At 61.8% G+C, this 16,816-nt stretch carries 18 protein-coding genes and 1 pseudogene; 11 read left to right on the top strand and 8 right to left on the bottom strand.

All coding sequences use genetic code 11. The features are described from left to right. The first annotated feature begins 143 nt into the window (after positions 1–143). Positions 144–1,014: pseudogene (locus QA646_RS18525) on the top strand (methyltransferase domain-containing protein). 118 nt (positions 1,015–1,132) lie between these two features. On the opposite strand, the gene QA646_RS18520 reads toward QA646_RS18525, so the two are convergent. From QA646_RS18520 to QA646_RS18510, 3 genes are all read right to left on the bottom strand, one after another. Further along, a complete protein-coding gene (locus tag QA646_RS18520; protein WP_283056829.1) occupies positions 1,133–1,573 on the bottom strand; it encodes a hypothetical protein in 441 nt (146 codons plus the stop codon). Between the two features lie 201 nt (positions 1,574–1,774). Next, a complete protein-coding gene (locus tag QA646_RS18515) occupies positions 1,775–3,034 on the bottom strand; it encodes a DUF6596 domain-containing protein (RefSeq protein ID WP_283056828.1) in 1,260 nt (419 codons plus the stop codon). Positions 3,035–3,040: 6 nt separating this feature from the next. Then, positions 3,041–3,388: a YciI family protein gene (locus tag QA646_RS18510; RefSeq protein WP_283056827.1), complete on the bottom strand. Its 348-nt coding sequence runs from the start codon at positions 3,386–3,388 to the stop codon at positions 3,041–3,043. A gap of 326 nt (positions 3,389–3,714) precedes the next feature. On the opposite strand from QA646_RS18510, the gene QA646_RS18505 reads away from it, so the two are divergent. Next, complete coding sequence (locus QA646_RS18505) at positions 3,715–4,086, top strand: YciI family protein (RefSeq protein ID WP_283056826.1); 372 nt, start codon at positions 3,715–3,717, stop codon at positions 4,084–4,086. Positions 4,087–4,144: 58 nt separating this feature from the next. Here the strand turns inward: QA646_RS18505 and QA646_RS18500 are convergent, their stop codons facing one another. Further along, complete coding sequence (locus tag QA646_RS18500) at positions 4,145–5,119, bottom strand: LysR substrate-binding domain-containing protein (RefSeq protein ID WP_283056825.1); 975 nt, start codon at positions 5,117–5,119, stop codon at positions 4,145–4,147. A 116-nt stretch (positions 5,120–5,235) separates the two neighbouring features. Here QA646_RS18500 and QA646_RS18495 point away from each other — a divergent pair, with 116 nt between their 5' ends. Next, complete coding sequence (locus QA646_RS18495; protein WP_283056824.1) at positions 5,236–6,057, top strand: class I SAM-dependent methyltransferase; 822 nt, start codon at positions 5,236–5,238, stop codon at positions 6,055–6,057. Between the two features lie 22 nt (positions 6,058–6,079). Beyond that, positions 6,080–6,604 carry a hypothetical protein gene (locus tag QA646_RS18490; protein WP_283056823.1) on the top strand — a complete coding sequence of 175 codons (525 nt, stop codon included), beginning with the start codon at positions 6,080–6,082 and terminating at the stop codon, positions 6,602–6,604. A gap of 407 nt (positions 6,605–7,011) precedes the next feature. On the opposite strand, the gene QA646_RS18485 is transcribed toward QA646_RS18490, so the two are convergent. Together QA646_RS18485 and QA646_RS18480 are read right to left on the bottom strand one after the other, a co-directional pair. Continuing rightward, on the bottom strand, positions 7,012–7,440 hold the full coding sequence (locus QA646_RS18485; protein ID WP_283056822.1) for a VOC family protein: 429 nt from the start codon (positions 7,438–7,440) through the stop codon (positions 7,012–7,014). 306 nt (positions 7,441–7,746) lie between these two features. Next, positions 7,747–8,307, bottom strand: a complete 561-nt coding sequence (locus QA646_RS18480; protein ID WP_283056821.1) for a methylated-DNA--[protein]-cysteine S-methyltransferase — start codon at positions 8,305–8,307, stop codon at positions 7,747–7,749. A 12-nt stretch (positions 8,308–8,319) separates the two neighbouring features. On the opposite strand from QA646_RS18480, the gene QA646_RS18475 reads away from it, so the two are divergent. Together QA646_RS18475 and QA646_RS18470 are read left to right on the top strand one after the other, a co-directional pair. Then, complete coding sequence (locus QA646_RS18475; RefSeq protein WP_283056820.1) at positions 8,320–8,652, top strand: hypothetical protein; 333 nt, start codon at positions 8,320–8,322, stop codon at positions 8,650–8,652. Positions 8,653–8,894: 242 nt separating this feature from the next. Then, a complete protein-coding gene (locus QA646_RS18470) occupies positions 8,895–9,515 on the top strand; it encodes a 2'-5' RNA ligase family protein (protein ID WP_283056819.1) in 621 nt (206 codons plus the stop codon). Between the two features lie 31 nt (positions 9,516–9,546). On the opposite strand, the gene QA646_RS18465 is transcribed toward QA646_RS18470, so the two are convergent. Next, positions 9,547–11,172: a SulP family inorganic anion transporter gene (locus QA646_RS18465; protein WP_283056818.1), complete on the bottom strand. Its 1,626-nt coding sequence runs from the start codon at positions 11,170–11,172 to the stop codon at positions 9,547–9,549. Positions 11,173–11,263: 91 nt separating this feature from the next. Continuing rightward, positions 11,264–12,175, bottom strand: coding sequence for a LysR family transcriptional regulator (locus tag QA646_RS18460; RefSeq protein WP_283056817.1), 912 nt, complete (start codon positions 12,173–12,175; stop codon positions 11,264–11,266). 59 nt (positions 12,176–12,234) lie between these two features. Here QA646_RS18460 and QA646_RS18455 point away from each other — a divergent pair, with 59 nt between their 5' ends. The 5 genes from QA646_RS18455 (at position 12,235) to QA646_RS18435 (ending at position 16,784) form a co-directional block, all read left to right on the top strand. Continuing rightward, on the top strand, positions 12,235–13,209 hold the full coding sequence (locus QA646_RS18455) for a quinone oxidoreductase (RefSeq protein WP_283056816.1): 975 nt from the start codon (positions 12,235–12,237) through the stop codon (positions 13,207–13,209). 225 nt (positions 13,210–13,434) lie between these two features. Beyond that, complete coding sequence (locus QA646_RS18450; RefSeq protein WP_283056815.1) at positions 13,435–14,496, top strand: succinylglutamate desuccinylase/aspartoacylase family protein; 1,062 nt, start codon at positions 13,435–13,437, stop codon at positions 14,494–14,496. 101 nt (positions 14,497–14,597) lie between these two features. After that, complete coding sequence (locus QA646_RS18445; protein WP_283056814.1) at positions 14,598–14,954, top strand: ArsC family reductase; 357 nt, start codon at positions 14,598–14,600, stop codon at positions 14,952–14,954. A 10-nt stretch (positions 14,955–14,964) separates the two neighbouring features. Next, positions 14,965–15,438 (top strand): Cys-tRNA(Pro) deacylase, encoded by a 474-nt coding sequence (gene ybaK / locus QA646_RS18440; protein WP_283056813.1) that lies wholly within the window; start codon positions 14,965–14,967, stop codon positions 15,436–15,438. Positions 15,439–15,530: 92 nt separating this feature from the next. Further along, the gene (locus QA646_RS18435) at positions 15,531–16,784 is read left to right on the top strand and encodes an aminopeptidase (protein WP_283056812.1); all 1,254 of its coding nucleotides are present in this window, start codon (positions 15,531–15,533) and stop codon (positions 16,782–16,784) included. Positions 16,785–16,816: the final 32 nt, after the last annotated feature.

Here is a 16,816-nt window from a genome sequence, read left to right as displayed (position 1 = left end):
AGACGATGACACGCAGGTCTGGAGCCTTATCGCTGGTGGAGACGGTTTGCTCGAGACGATACGCGCCTTGGCATCGGTTCGGCTCCCCCCTGCCTCGATCAAAGGATAGCTAGTTAAGGACGAAATCAGAACAAGGAGATAGCATGGCACAGCACGATGCCGATCAGGTCGCCGACTGGAATGGCCAAAGCGGAGAGTACTGGGTCGCCAACCAGGCTCGGCTCGACGCCATGCTGGCGGTGTTCGGCCAGGCCACGATCGAAGCCGCCGCGCCCGCGACGGGTGAGCGCGTGCTGGACGTTGGCTGCGGCGCGGGCGCGTCGAGTCTGGCTCTGGCCGCTCTCGTCGGCGCGGGGGGCCAAGTGCTAGGCGTGGACATATCCGAACCGCTGATCGGCCGAGCGCGCGCGCGTGCGCCACAGGGTACGCCGGCCCTGTTCCGGGTGGCCGACGCCAGCAGCGCCGAGCTTCCCGAGGGCGCGTTCGACATCCTGTTCTCGCGTTTCGGGGTGATGTTCTTCGACGATCCGACAGGGGCGTTCGCGCATATGCGACGCGCGCTCCGGCCGAGCGGGCGGGTCGCTTTCGTCTGCTGGCGTGGTATGGCCGAGAACGATTGGATGCGCCTGCCGATGGGCGCAATCAAGGGCATCGTCCCGCCGACCGCGCCGCCCGATCCCGAAGCGCCCGGCCCATTCTCGTTCGGCGACCGGGCGCGCGTGGCACGCGTCCTGACAGCGGCCGGCTTCACCGATATTGCTATCGCGCCCTTCGATGCTTCCATCCCGTTCGGCGGGGGCGGGACGCGGGACGCGGGACGCGGCGATCGATGACGCGGTGAAGATGGCGTTCGAGGGCGGCCCGCTGTCGCGTGCACTCGCTGATCAGCCCGACGGCATCCGCGCCCACGCCTCGGTCGCGGTTCGTGCCGCCTTCGCGGGCCTTCCCGGCGAGCGGTCGGTGATGATCGACGGCGCGGCGTGGATCGTCATGGCGCGAAATCCGGCAAGCTGACACGGATTAGCAGGGGAGACGCCCCGCTCGGTGATGGGGCGTCTTTGGTCGGTCAGCGAGACCAGATGAGGTCGTATTCGCCGGCGGTCTCGGTCTCGGAGAGTAGAGAGTTAGTTACTTACCTCATCGAGATGCTCAAGCCGCTGATATCGGCGTTGACTTGCAAGCCAACCTGCCGGCCTGTGAGTTCGAGCTGGGCGCCCTTGTCATTGGTCATGACAATCATCTGGGCCCCTCTGCCGACCGCACCGCCACCGCCCGCTGCGCCATACACTCCGGCCACATCACGAGCGCGGCGAATGTGGCGGACTGTCCCACTGAAATAGGTCTTGGAGGCCCCGAAGGCGAGGCCGCCCGAAATGCCGCCGATTGTGATGGGATAGCGGCGGCCATGGAAGGTCAGCGTGCCCTCGCCTCCGGAGCCGCCGACGAAGAAGGCGGCCTTGTAGACGGCGAAGCGGATCGTACCGCTGTCGGCATGCGCAGCGCTGGCAAAGCTAATTCCCGCGGCAGCGATGACGGCAACCGCGACTGAACGAAATCCGGACGAAATATTCATGACGAGAGACTCCTCAAAGAGCGCTGCCTACCCAACCTGCCGGGCACGTCAGCGTTGCATCAAAGTTATAGCTGAACAGTCTCGTAGGTCATTAGTTCCACGGTCCAAATAATAACATATCGAAATAATCGAGTGCGAGTGAAAGGCAACGGCGACACCTTGCATCCAGGACAGGATGTTGGTCGTCCGAGGACACTGAGCTTAGCGCTGCGGCATCACGCTTTCCCTCTGCCGCCTTTGCAAGAAGCGGCGGACAGCAGGGTCTATTTCCAAGGCAATGGCTTGGTCATAGGCTTCGCGAGCCGCCGCCATTTCCCCCAGCCTCGCGTGAAGTTCGGCGCGCGCCGCCCAATAGGGTTGATACTCGACAAGCCGGCTGCCGGGGGCCAGCATCGGCAGCGCCGCGAGCCCTGCGGCAGGCCCACGCGTCTGCGCGACAGCAATCGCGCGATTGATTGCCGCCACCGGAGAGCCGGTGATTGCGCAAAGGCCATCGTAGAGACGCTCGATCGCCACCCAATCTGTCGCCCCTGTGCGGCGGCGCACGACATGGGCCGATTGGATTGCCGCTTCCAATTGATAGCGGCCGAAGGCATCGAACCCACTGGCGCGAATAAGCAGACCTTCGGCTTCGTCGATCAGGCCTTCGTCCCATAGAGCGGGAGCTTGATCGGCCAGCGGCACGAATTCGCCGGCCGAGCTGCGTCGTGCGCCACGCCGCGCATGGGAATAGAGCATCAGCGCAAGAAGGCCGAGCGCTTCGGCCTGCTCCGGCAAGAGCGCGACAATCAGCCGGCCGAGCCAGATGGCCTCTTCAGCCAGGTTGCGCAGGCTTGCATCGGCGCCGGCCGGATCGCTCCAGCCTTCCGTATACGCAGCATAGACCGCCTCCAGCACTGCTCCCAGCCGTGCGCGCATGTCTCCCCGATCGGGCACGCACAAGGGAATTTTAGCGTTTCGAATCTTGTTCTTCGCCCGCGCCAGCCTTTGACCCATTGCCGCCGGCGAGACCAGGAAGGCCGAGCCGATTGTCTGTGCATCAAAGCCAAGGATCGTCTGCAGGATCAGCGGTGCTCTGATTCCGGGCTCTATCGCCGGATGCGCGCAAGCAAACATCAAGGCTAGACGCTCGTCTGGAATCTCTGGCGCCAGGCTCGCCGTTGCCTCCAGCTCTTCCGCCATGAGCTTTAGATGCTCGGAGGCGGAAGTGCTTACCCGCCTGCGCCTGATCGCGTCGATCATCTTGCGCCGCGCAACGGCAAGCAACCAGGCTTCGGGGTTTAGCGGCGCGCCCTTGACCGGCCAATCCGCCAGAGCGGAAGCAAAGGCCTCCGACAAAGCGTCTTCGGCACCCGCGAGATTGCGCGTGCGCGCCGCGAGGATCGCGACCAGTTTGCCATAGCTTCGGCGCGCTACCGCTTCGGCCGCTTTGATGGCAGACTGGTCGTCTCCTTGTGACATGGCAGTTCAATAGACCATAAGAGGACGAATCTCCACGATATCCCGTTGAGCGCCGGGACAACGCGCCGCCCAGGCGATGGCGCTATCGAGATCTGCCGCCTCGATGATGTAGTAGCCGGCCAATTGCTCCTTGCTTTCGATATAGGGGCCGTTGAGAACGGTGGGCTTGTCATCCGACGCGCGCACCACGGTTGCCGTCGAGGAATCCTGCAATCCGCTGCCCGCCACGAAGGCTTCGGCCTTTTTCAACACTTCTGTGTAGGCGGCGTAAGCCGCGAACGTCTCGGCTTTCTGTTCCTTGCTTGCATTCTTGTGCTCGGCTTCGTTCCAATAGACCAACAGCATATATTGCATGATGCATTCCTTTCTCTCGATACGCGCAGCCTCAGGGCCGGCTGCGACAACGACGTTTGAACTGGCGGGATTTTGACAGGGCGCAGGAAAAAATTTTTGAGCATCGGCGGTTCACAACCTGAGCATCGCTTGGGAGACAAAGGTGGCATTTCCGCTTGCAGAGAGAAAGGCCGCACTGCACGCTGAATTCCAATCGTTGAGCCTATTTTCAGCGCAGAGAATGCGTCTGGCGTCAAAATTTGCAGGACGGTGTCGGTTTCCGAAAAACCCGTTCGTCATTCCGTTATCAGGCCGATGAGGCCCGGCTCGAACAAGGGAGACAGACGATGCGTGTGATGGTTCTCGTGAAGGCTACCGAGGAGAGTGAAAAGGGGTTTTCCCACACGACCTGGGAGATGGAGATGATGGAGGCCATGGGCAGATTTAACGACGAGCTTCGCGATGCCGGCATCTTGATCACGGCCGACGGCCTGAAACCCTCCTCCGAGGGCAAGCGCGTTGCCTTCGATGGTCCCGGCCGTACGATCATCGACGGGCCCTTCGCCGGCCCCCGCGAACTGGTCGCCGGCTTCTGGATCTGGGAGGTCAAGGACATGGATGAGGCGGTCGCCTGGGTAAAGCGCTGCCCCAATCCCATGCCGGGACCGAGCGAGATCGAAATCCGACCGTTTTACGAGATGGCTGATTTGCAGCAATAATCCGCCGGCGGAATCCCAGGACCGGACGATGACGAATGGCGGAAACTTCCGGCATTCATCAGGAGTGATTGGCATCCGGGCGCTCGCGCAACCCTCGTCGAGTTGCGTTGCCGCGCGGAACGTCGGTGCTCCGGTATCTGACATGCTCGATGAACGCGCGGAGCTTGGGCAGGACCTGACGCCTACCCGGATGGTACAGAAAAACCCCAGGCGTTGTGACGGCGAACGGGGTGAGCAGCGCTTGCAATCGCCCGTCGGCAACAGCCGCTTCGGCGAGCGGACCGGGCACCTGCGCAAGTCCCGCACCCTGGATGGAAGCCCCGAGCACCGTGGGATAATCATGCGCGATGAGTGGCCCTGAGACGATTGCTTCGATCGTCTTGCCGCCGTCGACAAAGGACCAGGGCGCGACCGAGCCGTTCGAGCGGCGCATGCGCAGGCAGGCGTGGTCACGCAGATCGTCGATGCGCTCCGGCCGCTTGTGACGAGACAGATAATCGGGACTGCCAACGACCACAAACGGAAATGGTGGCGTCAGCCGCACCGCGATCATGTCGGCGTCGATGAACTCGCCCATCCGGACACCGGCATCGAAACCTTCGGCCGCGAGATCGACCAGCTTCTCGCTGACCGCGATCTCCACCTCGATTGCGGGATAGGCCTCGCAGAAAGACGCGATGAGCGGCTCCAGCAGGATCGGTACAACCGAACGCGGCACGGCAAGGCGCAACAATCCGGCCGGCCGCTCGCCGAGCTGAGCGGCGACCTCGCTTGCGGCGACGAGCTCTTCGAAGGCGGGCTTAGCACGCGACAGGAACCGTTCGCCCGCTTCGGTCAGGCCGACACTGCGCGTTGTGCGAAGAAAGAGCGCCGCGCCGACGCGTGCCTCAAGGGCGCGCACCACCTGGCTGATCGCCGATGGAGTCACCCCCAGTTCCGCGGCCGCCCTGCGAAAACTGCGGTGCTCGGCAACGCTCAGGAATGCCTCCACACCATCGAGCGCGCTCCGTCTGACTGTGAAATTCTGCTTCATGGCCCGTCAACATTATAGCGAATAGTCGCGAGGCGAAAGCGGTCGTACATCTGGCTTGCAAGAGGGAGTTACCCGATTCCGACCCACGACAAAAGCCGAAGCTTTGGAGGAACCCTATGATGACGGATAATCTTGATGGCGTGCGCGACCACTATCATGCGATCGGCCTGACCGAGCGGCTGAAGGCGGCGCTCGCAATCCTCGGGCCGGAGGACCAGCGCCTCACGCCCCGGCAACTGGGTGCTCTCGACCAGTTTCACACCCGAGGGCTCGCGGCGACCGCCGAACTTGGCGAGCTGGCGGAGATTTCCGCAGATATGTCGGTTCTCGATGTCGGTTCAGGGGTCGGCGGGCCGGCGCGCTTCCTGGCTGCCGCCCATGGCTGCCGCGTGGCGGGCATCGACCTCAGCGAGCCATTCGTGAATGCCGCACACTACCTGACCGAGCGCACTGGGCAAACCGGACAGGTGTCGTTCCAGACCGCCAGTGCGCTGGAGCTTCCCTTTGAAAGCGACAGTTTCGATGTCGTGTTGCTGCTGCATGTGGCGATGAACATCGCCGACCGGGCGCGGCTCTACCGCGAGATCCGGCGTGTGGTGAAGTCAGGCGGCAGGTTTGCCATCTATGACATCGTGTTGAACAGCGGGGAGCCGCACTACCCGGTACCCTGGGCGCGAACGCCGGCAACAAGCTTTCTCTTAACGGCCGCCGCGACGCGCGAGGCGATCGAATCCGCCGGTTTCCGCACGCTCGTATGGCAAGACAGCATCGAAGCCGCCAGGGCCTGGATCGCCGAGTTGCGCGAGTCGGGGCCACCGCCCTCGCCAAATCTCGGCCTGGTGATGGGGCCGGATTTTGCGCAGCTTACCGCTAACCTAGGGCGAAGTCTCATGGAAGGCCGGCTCGGCATCCTGACTGCGGTGTTCGAGGCCGCTTGAACCCATCTTGATAGGAAATCAAATGTCTCCGGCAACCGTATTCCAGATACATCTCGTTCTCGGCTACATCCCATGGCTGCTGTGCTTCAGCGCATATGTCTGGCCGAGGCTTAAATCGATGGACAGCGTCGAAGCACAACGCGCCATTGCCACGTTGCACAGTTTCCGCTTCTTCGGGCTCGTCTTCATTGTTCCCGGCGTCGTCGGGCCCAATCTGCCCGCTGGCTTCGCGACATTTGCCGCCTACGGTGACTTTGCAGTGGGGCTGCTGGCCATGCTCGCGCTTCTGACGGTGAGAATGCGCCCGCTTTTTTGGCTATTCGTTGTTGCCTTCAACCTCGTGGGGACAGCGGATATCCTCATCGACTATTATCACGGCAACCAGCTTGACCTTCCTGCACTCGCGGGGGAGTTGGGCGCCACATACTGGATCCCGATTATCTATGTGCCCGTGCTGACGATCACGCACTTCGTCGCCTTTTATCTGCTGGTGCGTCCTCAGCCGGAGGCCGTGCGTTCCCTCACCGGTGATACGGCCGCATCATAGATCTTTGCGTCGCTAATCTGCCCGAATTCCTGATCGAGGATGACATGGCAACCGGCACCTCGTTCATGTCCTGCCTGATTGGAAGCCGTCACCCGTGGGGATGACCACATTATGGCAGGGGGACAGCATTACGGGGCGCCTAAAGCTCGTCGCGATCTTTCAGATTCGCTCCGACGCTTTAGCTCCTTGTTTTTGCATGTCGTTTTCGCAAAACCGCCGCACACTTTTGCGCGGCATGCATTAGTCAAGGCATCGTCAGAGAATTTGCGGAAGCATTGTGTGCCAAAGTCTAGCCTCCGGTCCGCCGCAAGCCGCTTAGAACGGTCGCCGGACTGAGGCGCCCCGCAGGATTGCCGGCCTCACCGTCCCGATGTGGCATCATCAGAATGCGCACGCGGCTTGGCTTTTTACGTCTCTTCTCGCATCCATGGGGTAAAGGTGATCCCGACCAACAATCCTTCGGGGCCAATGAAGCGACTTACAGTCTGACCCCACGGTTCTCTCTTGTTCTTGACCAGCATTCGATAGCCTCGTGATTCAAGTTCCGCCGTGGCCTTTTCGACATTGCCAACGTCAAACTCAATCCAGGCTTGCGGGACAGGGACATCGCTGGGCCATGAGTCTTTCCCGTAACAGGTCTGAGCGGCCTCAGAGAGCGGCCAGAGGGCAAAACTCTTTGCTCCATTCAGCGCCTCCGTGTGGAGGTAACCACCTTTCTCCTCCTTGAAGGGAATACCGAATGTCTGAGCATATAGCTGTCGGCTTGCCGCCGCCTCGCGGACAATCGGGCCGAAGCCGGCGATGAACAAGACTCTGGTATTTGTGATTTCTTCCATGGCGTCTCCTCCTTTGCGCAGGATGAACGCAAGCAATCGGGAGTTCGTTTCATAAATCGAGGCGATGACCGCAAAACGCCGGAAGTCAGACCCCTCGGCAGTTGGTCAAGGCAGTGGCTTTGTTTGGATCGCTCGTGGGAAGATGAACGCCTTTCTTACCGGCGCGCGGGAAGCGCTGGTCGTCTCGACAACACCACTGGTTGGCGCGGCGATAGCGACGACGATCAGCGGCTGGAACACGACGAAATAAATCACAAGGACTAATCCGCATCTGTCCTTCGCCTGCGGATTATCCTCGGCTTCCGTTCAAAAACCCAAGGATTGCTGCACGGGCTTCGGCGGCGCGAGCTGGACGCCTTCCAGCTCCAGCATGCGAGCCTTGGCGCTCGAACCGCCAGGTGCGGAGAAGCCGCCTATCTTGCCACCGGCGGCCAAGACGCGGTGGCAGGGGATGATCAGCGCTACGGGGTTCTTGGCCATGGCCTGGCCGACGTCGCGCGCAGCTTCCGGACCGGCGCCGAGCTGTTTGGCGAGCGCTCCATAGGTGGTGGTGTTCCCCCAACCGACCTGCCGCGCGGCCGCGTAGATCTGTTTGAAAAAATCGTCTTGTTCGCTGAGATCCAGTTTGACGCCGGAGAAGTCGATCTGTTCGCCTGCGAAATAGCGCTTCACGGCGGCAACCGCCTCGGCCACTTCGGGCGTCGCTGCGCCGGGCCCTGCATTTGGCAGACGGCGGAGCATAAGCCGCTCGGTCGCTTCAGCGCTTTTTGTCGGCAGTTGGAAGCGCGTTATGCCGATATCGTTCCACGCAATCCCACAGAAACCGCCTGCGGTTTCGAAGATCAGATAGTGCATCGTCTCACTCATGGCAGAGTCTCCGTGTTTCCACTTGCCATGAAAATCGTGCCTCGGGCCGTCAAATTCAACCCGATTCTTGCGCAGGACAATCCTTGCCAACATTTCCCGGTAGAGGGAAGCGGTGCCGATGCTGCTATGACATCAGCCGCACCGCCTCCCCCATCCAGCTTGGGAGCTTATCAATATCCGCCGCCCATACCGCCGCCCGACATACTGCCGCCGGCCGGAGAGGAATGCGTCATACCGCCGCTGCCGCTGGCGGAATTACCCTGCCCTGTAGTGGAGCAAGCCGAAACACTGATGCCGACGAGGGTAAAAAACGCAGCGGACAAGATGGCTTTTATCAACATGTGAGATCATTCCCTTGTTGAGAGCGGGCGCAAAACACCCTGACTTGAGGTGAACAATCGAAGGGCAGTTTTATTCGATGTTTTCCTAAATTAGCGATGCGATGGTTTATCTGGATCTTCCAGCCAATTGTCGCCGCTCAAGTATGTTCTCTTTTTGTTCTTGATTTCGAGGCTATGCAACCGTAGGATTGCGGTTGGTCGGCAAGAACAGGACGAGGCAAAGCGACTTGGCTTTGAAGCGATCTCATGAAGAACAACGGACAGCTTTCGCTCAATCTTGGCGGAGGATCGCGGGCAAGGAAATCCGAAGCCGGTCCGACACATGCCGATGCGCTTTATTTTGCTATCCTGCCTGATCGGGACGTTGCCTTTTCAAGTGCTGAACTGGCAGGGCATCTCCGTCGGCAATACGGCTTTTCGGCAAAGCCGAGACGGCCGGATCTGTTTCATATCACGCTCTACCCGTTGGGTTCCTATATCGGCGCGCCCGAGCCACCGCATGAGGTTGCGTTTGCGGCGATGCAAGCCGCATCGACCGTCAGCAAAACATCGTTCCAGGTGGTCTTCGATCGAGCCGTCAGCTTTGGCAGCGGTGACAACCGGCCACTTGTCTTGTGGTGCAAGGAGGGAAATGCGGAGCTGAAGGCGCTGCATCGAGAACTGGATGACGCCATGCGGCACATCGGATTTGCAAGTGATGGCAGAGAGAAATTCGAGCCGCACATGACGTTGCTGTATCGGGGCTATTTCATTCCCGAGGTTATCCTTGACAAACCCGTCACCTGGACCGTTCGAGATTTTGTCCTGGTCCATAGCTTGCAGGGCGAAGGCGAGCACAAGCATCTTGGCTTTTGGCCGCTGAACTAGCTACTCACGCATTCGGCTGACATCTGCCGGTTTATGCCACCGAACTAACAGCCATGGCAGCATCGTCGACACTGAAACTGCAGCGCTTGTCGAGATCGGTCATTCCGGCGGCGGCCATGAGGTCACGGGCTTGATCATGGGCACGCGCGAATTGCACGCGGATGCCGGCGGTGCGCATGGCGCTATCGAATTCCATCAGGGCGTCGAGTGCGGAACTGTCGAGGTCGAAGCTTTCCTCCAGACTGAGCACCACGGCCTTCAGCCCCGTTTCCGCGCGGCTGCGCGTCAGGATCTCGCCAAGGATCATATCGGCATTGCCGAAAAACAGTGGCTCGCCGGGGCGCCAGATGGCGATGCCGGGTGTCTCCATCGCCTGCGGATGGCGACTGAGGTCGACGAAATTATGGCTGCTCCCCAATCGCCCGAGACGGGCTACATAGGGAGATGCCAACCGGCGCATCATCGCAGCGAGCGAGAGTGCGATCGCCAGCAGCATGCCGTTGAGAACGCCGAAGAACAGCACGCCGGCGGCAGCGCCGAGCGCGACATAGAAATCGCGATGGAGCCGCCACAGGCGAAGGATCGGACCGGGATCGAGCGCATGCGTGAGGGCGGCAATCACCACGGCGGCTAGCACCGGCTCCGGCAGCCGCGCCACCAGCGGCCGGGCGCAGGCGATGAGGATGGCAAGGCCAATAGCAGCAAAAACAGCGGTGGCGCGCGTCTTCGCACCCGCCGCCTCGCTGGCAAAACCTGCGGAAAAGCCGGCGCCGACGGGCATGCCCTGGACGATGGCGCTGGCGATATTGGAAAAGCCCAACGCACCCAGTTCGCGATTGACTTCCAGAGGATCGCCATAGCGCAGCGCCAAGGCCCGCATCGTTCCCCAGGATTCGGCGAAGAGTATGAGCACCAGCGGCACGGTGAACTGCACCAGCCGCGAATAAGCCGTCCAACCGGCGTCAGGCAGCGAAGGCCATTGCGGCAGGACCTCGATCGTCCCGACAAGTTCGACACCATGGCCGCCAAGGCCAAAGACGGAAGAGGCGAGGATACCAGCGGCGAGCACGAGGAAAGCACCGGGAACGCCCGGGAGGCGCTTGAGCAGCAGCAGCGCGGTCAATGCCGCGATACCTACAGCGACGCTTGCAAGGTTCCATCGCGGGATCGCCCTCAGCAGCGCACCGGCATAGCTGAAGATATTGGAGCCTTGCACGGAGACGCCGACGAGAATCGGCAACTGATGCAGGATGATGGTAATCGCCAGCCCCAGCGCAAAGCCCCGCAACACCGGGCGCGAAATGAAGCCGGTGATGCCGCCGAGGCGCAAGGCGGCGGCGATGACGAAGAGAATGCCGGCGAGCGCGACGGCGATGGTCGCGAGGCCGGCCTTGACGGTAGCATCTCCCGGAACGACCGCCAGTGTCGCGGCAAGAATGGCGGCGGACGAGGAGGTCGGCGAAACGATGGCAAAGCGGCTGCGCCCGAAAATAGCGTAGACCAGGCAGCCGGCGATGCCGGCGAGGATCGCCCTATGCGGCGGCAAACCTGCGATGCCCGCATAGGCAACTGCTTCCGGCAGCATCAGGCCTGCAATCGATATGCCCGCGATCACATCGGCTTTGTTTACCGCGGGCCAGCCGCTTAGTTTCGTCATCGATCACCGACCACAGGAATCGCCAATCTGGCTAGGTGTAGAGTTTCACTGACAGGCTGCAACAGGAAAGTAAGCGTTGCGAACCGTTGGTTCAGGCGGCCCCGTCAGCCCCCCTCAGCGGACAACTTCTGCCGATCGTCTCGCTGACAAAATCCATCACCGCGCGAATGGCCGGCGAACGGCGGAGATCGGGATAGGTAACAAGCCAGAGATCGCGCGTGGGTGAAGGAATCTCCGTCGGCAAACGCCTCAGGGCGGCCTCGCTGTCCCCGAGGAAGGCAGGGAGCGCGACGATGCCAAGACCGGCGAGTGCGGCTTGCAACTGACCGAAGACGTCGCCGGCACGGAAAACGATGGGACGGCCCGCTAGCAGGCTGCGCAGCCAGGTTTGCTGCGTCAGATGATCGAGCGCCGCGTCGTAGCCGATAAAGACCCACCTATCCTCCGGCATCGCCGCGACGTCGGGGATGGCATAGAGTCCGAAGCGCATGACGCCGATGCGCCGCACGAGAAGATCGCTTTCCTCGGGGCGCGACATGCGAACGGCAATATCGGCCTCTCCATGATCAAGGGCTGCGCGGCGGGTGACACCGGCGATCGTCAGCGTGATATCGGGATGGTCGGCGCGAAAGGCAGCCGCTTTCGGGGCGATGAGGTGGGCCGCGATAGAAGGCGGCGCGCTGATCGTGACGGCGGCGGAAAGCCCCGCACCTGCACTTTTCGAATAACGCCTGATCGCCTCGACATTGTCCTCGATACCCGCCACCAGCTCGGCAATCGCCCGACCGTCGGCCGTCAGCGGCGAGGTGCGTGGCCTGCGGTCGATGAGCCGCAGGTCAAGCGTGCGTTCGAGCGCGGCGATCCGCCGACCGACCGTGGCATGGTCGACGCCAAGCTCGCGCGCGGCCGCCGAGAGCGAGCCGGTGCGCGCCAGAGAGGCGAAGTGAAGAAGGTCCTGCCAATCGATCATCTGTGCATTATTGCACAGATGCAGTGAGTTCATACCGAATTTATTCAGACGCGCCTTTGTGGTCAAGAAATGCGTCTGAAAGGAGACCATCAATGCCCCTAGCCATCGCCATAACCGGCCCCGGCAGCCCCGAAACAATGCAGCTCGTCGATCTTGCCATCGCCGAGCCGGGACCCGGCCAGGCCCGCATCCGCCAAAGTATTTCCGGCGTCAATTTCGTCGATATCTATTTTCGTTCCGGGCTCTATCCCCTGCCGCCCGGCCAGACCGTTCTCGGATTTGAGGGTGCCGGCATCGTGGAGGCAATCGGCCCCGGCGTCGAGGCTCTGTCGGTGGGCGATCGCGTCGCCTACGCCGGTCATCCGCTCGGCAGTTATGCCGAAGTGCGGACTCTACCGGCCTCGCGGCTGGTGCGGCTGCCCGACGATGTCAGCGAACAGCTCGCCGGCAGTACGATGTTGCGCGGGCTCACCGCCCATATGCTGCTCCATAAGGTCCACCCGCTGCAACCCGGCGAATGGGTTCTGGTGCATGCGGCAGCCGGCGGTGTCGGGCAGATCGTGACGCGCTGGGCTAAGCGGCTCGGCGCCAATGTCATCGCCACGGTCGGTTCCGAAGCCAAGGCCGAATTTGGCTATGAAGCCGGCGCCGATGCCGTTCTTCTGCATACTTCCGAGGATTGGGTGGAAGAGACGCGCCGCATCGCCGACCGCCGCGGCGTGCATTTCGCTATCGACGGCATCGGCGGCGCGATGTTGTCGCAGACACTCGCCACTGTCCGCCCCTTTGGCATGGTCGCGAGCCTCGGCCAGGCCGCCGGCCCCATTCCTCCGATCCGGATCGAGGAACTGACCGCGCCCCGCGCCATCGGTCTCGCTCGCCCGAGTGTGCTGACCTATGCCAACGATCCCGATCTCTACCGGAAGGGTGCGGAGGCACTGATGGCGGAATTACAGGCCGGCCTGATCAATCCGATCGGTGCGGAATATGCGCTGAAGGATGCGGCCAGGGCACATGCCGACCTGGAGGCGGGGCGAACGACGGCAAGCGTGGTTTTGACGATGTGATGAACCAAAAGCAAGGTGGCGCAGTCGTCACCTTGCCCTTGGTTCGTGGCAAAGATGCTTCCCTCTGGCCGAGCACGGCGAAGCCCCGCTCGTCCTGCAACCGGAGCCCTTGCCTTTCGGAAGGCGGTGAAACAAGTTCTGATCCATCCGCGCGCCGCCTTCCCATAAATATTGCGCGCGGCGGCCACGACTTGGTATCAGGCATGGCAAGCAGGAGAGAAGCACATGGACGTCACGCACATCACTATCGACGGCGATACGCCTGGGATCGCGTGGCGGTTGCCCGTGTTGCATTTTACCGGCAGCAAGCCGGATGCGCCGAAGATCTATATCCAGGCGGCGCTGCATGCCGGCGAGCTGCCGGGCACGGCGCTGGCGCATTTCCTCTGTGAGCGGCTCAGGCAGGCGGAGACTGAAGGCGCGCTTCTGAGCGATATCATCATCGTGCCGCACGCCAATCCGATCGGCGCGGCACAGTCGCATTTCGGCGAAATGCAGGGCCGCTTCGATCTGGGCACACGCACCAATTTCAACCGCGACTTTCCGCTGATCTCGGCGCGCGACCGACATCTGCTGATCGAGAATCTGGAGCGCTATCCGGCCGCGGACCGGCTGAAGCGGCAGCTCATCCACATGGCGCTCGGGGCCGATCTGGTGATCGACCTGCATTGCGATGATGAATCCCTGCAATATGCCTATATCGACGAAGCCTTCTGGCCGGAGGCCGCCGATCTGGCGGCGGCGCTCGACATGGACGCCGTGCTGCTATCGGATGGTGAAAGCTCTGCCTTCGAGGAAGCCGTCAGCTTCGCCTGGAAATATGAAGTGCCTGGCGAGAAGAAGGCGCATTTGCCGGGTAAACTGTCGGTTACCGTCGAACTGCGCGGCACGCGCGATGTCTATCCGGAGATGGCGAAGAGGGATGCCGAAGGGCTCTGGCGCTTCCTCGCTGCCCGTGGCGCAGTGCGTGACGATTGTGTGAGCCTGTCCGGCTTTACGGGGCCTGCCGTGCCGCTCGACAATGTCGAGATGATCCGTGCACCGCAGGCTGGCACCGTGCTCTTCCATCGCAATATCGGTGAACATGTCACCGAAGGGGAGTTGCTGGCGACGATCATTACCGCGCCCGGCATGCCGGATGGAACCATCGATGTCCGCGCCCCGCAAGCCGGCCTCATCGTTACCCGCGTTTCCGACCGGCTCGTGCGCCGCCGCGGCGACATGATGAAAATCGGTTGCGACAGACCGAGCGCGGCTGCCCGCAAGCCGGGAACGCTGGAAGACTGAGGCACCCTGACAGCCGCCCGAACCGTCGTGCCCCTCCCGCGGCTTTCGCTCATCTCCCCTTGCGTGTTATGCGATGGCGCACAGCAAGGAACGGATTCGGCATGACGATCACCATTTACGGCATCAAGAATTGCGACACGATGAAGAAGGCGCGAACCTGGCTGGAAAGCCACGGCATCGCCTATGATTTCCACGATTACAAGGCCGTCGGCATCGACCGCGACCATCTGGAGCGCTGGACCACGCAAGCCGGCTGGGAAACCGTACTCAACCGCGCCGGCACCACTTTCAAGGCGCTCCCCGAAGAAGACCGTACCGATCTCACCAAAGACAAAGCCATCACTTTGATGTTGGCCCAACCTTCGATGATCAAGCGCCCCGTGCTGGAAGCAGACGGCAAATTGCTGATCGGCTTCAAGCCGGAGATCTATGCGGGTGCGTTCGAGGTGGATGCATAAGGGCTGCGCCATGTCCAAAACCACCCGTGCCACGCAGATGCTGACCCAGGCCAAGATTGCCTTCACCGTCCATGCCTATGACTACGATCCGAATGCCGAGCGTGTCGGCATGCAGGCGGCGGAAGCGTTGGGCGAGGAGCCGCACCGGGTCTTGAAGACACTAATGGCTGAGGTGGACGGCAAGCCGGTTTGCGTAGTCGTTCCATCAGACCATGACGTCAGCATGAAGAAGCTCGCCGCCGCGTTCGGCGGCAAGTCGGCGGCTATGATGAAGCCCGCGGATGCCGAGCGGCTGACGGGGTATCATGTCGGCGGCATCAGCCCTTTCGGCCAGAAGAAGACAGTGCCGGCGGCGATCGAGGCGCAGGCGACGACGGAAGCCTATGTCTATATCAACGGTGGTCAACGCGGCCTGCAAGTGCGCCTTAACCCGCAGGATGCGCTTAAGGTTTTGAAGGCGAAGGCCGCGCCGCTGATTGCTTGATGGTGGCTAAAAATCAAAACAGCCTTCATTTCCGGCGCAAACGGGTCTAAGTCTGGGACCGTTGTTCCGATCCTCAACACGCAGGTTTTGCCATGACGTTTGCCTCTCCCAACCATCATCCCGTCGATCCCGCCAAGCTGGAGAAGCTTGCCGAAGTGGCCGTGAAGGTCGGGCTGCAACTGCAGAAGGGCCAGGATCTGGTCATCACCGCCCCGGTCGTTTCGATGCCGCTGGTACGGTTGATCACCCGCGAGGCCTACAAAGCCGGCGCCGGTCTCGTCAGCACGTTCTACTCCGACGAAGAAACCACGCTTGCCCGCTACGAATACGGTCATGACGACAGTTTCGACCGTGCCGCGAACTGGCTCTACGAAGGCATGGCCAAGGCCTATGCCAACAATGCCGCGCGGCTCGCCATCTCCGGCGACAATCCGATGCTGCTCTCCGGCCAGGACCCGGCCAAGGTCGCGCGCGCCAACCGCGCCAACTCCGCTGCCTACAAGCCGGCTCTGGAAAAGATCTCCAATTTCGATATCAACTGGAATATCGTCTCTTATCCCAATCCCTCCTGGGCGAAGCTGGTCTTCCCGGACGATCCGGAAGCGATCGCCGTCGCCAAACTTGCCAAGGCGATCTTCGCCGCCTCGCGCGTCGACGTGCCGGATCCGATCGGCGCCTGGGCCGAGCACAATGCCAATCTGCACAAGCGTTCGGCCTGGATGAACGGTCAGCGCTTTGCCGCCTTGCACTTCCAAGGTCCGGGTACCGATGTGAAGATCGGCCTTGCCGACGGCCACGAATGGCATGGCGGCGCCTCGGTCGCCAAGAACGGGGTCACCTGCAACCCGAACATCCCGACCGAGGAGGTGTTCACCACGCCGCATGCGCTGCGTGTCGAAGGCCATGTCTCCTCGACCAAGCCGCTCTCGCATCAGGGCACGCTGATCGACAATATCCGGGTTCGTTTCGAAGGCGGCCGCATCGTCGAGGCGAAAGCGTCGCGCGGCGAGGAAGTGCTGAACAAGGTGCTGGATACCGACGAAGGCGCGCGGCGCCTCGGCGAAGTGGCGCTGGTGCCGCATTCCTCGCCGATCTCGGCCAGCGGCATCCTGTTCTACAACACGCTGTTCGACGAAAACGCGTCCTGCCACATCGCGCTCGGCCAATGCTATTCCAAATGCTTCATTGATGGCGCGACGTTGAGCCAGGAACAGATCAAGGCCCAGGGCGGCAATTCGAGCCTCATTCACATCGACTGGATGATCGGCTCCGACAAAGTCGATATCGATGGCATCAAGCTCGACGGCTCGCGCACGCCGGTCATGCGCGGGGGCGAGTGGGCTTAGGGTTATAGATATCTTCGTTTCGATAGATCGGG

This window comes from Rhizobium sp. CB3090 (genome assembly GCF_029714285.1).
Taxonomy (GTDB): Bacteria; Pseudomonadota; Alphaproteobacteria; order Rhizobiales; family Rhizobiaceae; genus Rhizobium.
Note: the sequence above shows the minus strand (reverse complement) of the source record. Positions and strands in the feature narration are given on the sequence as shown.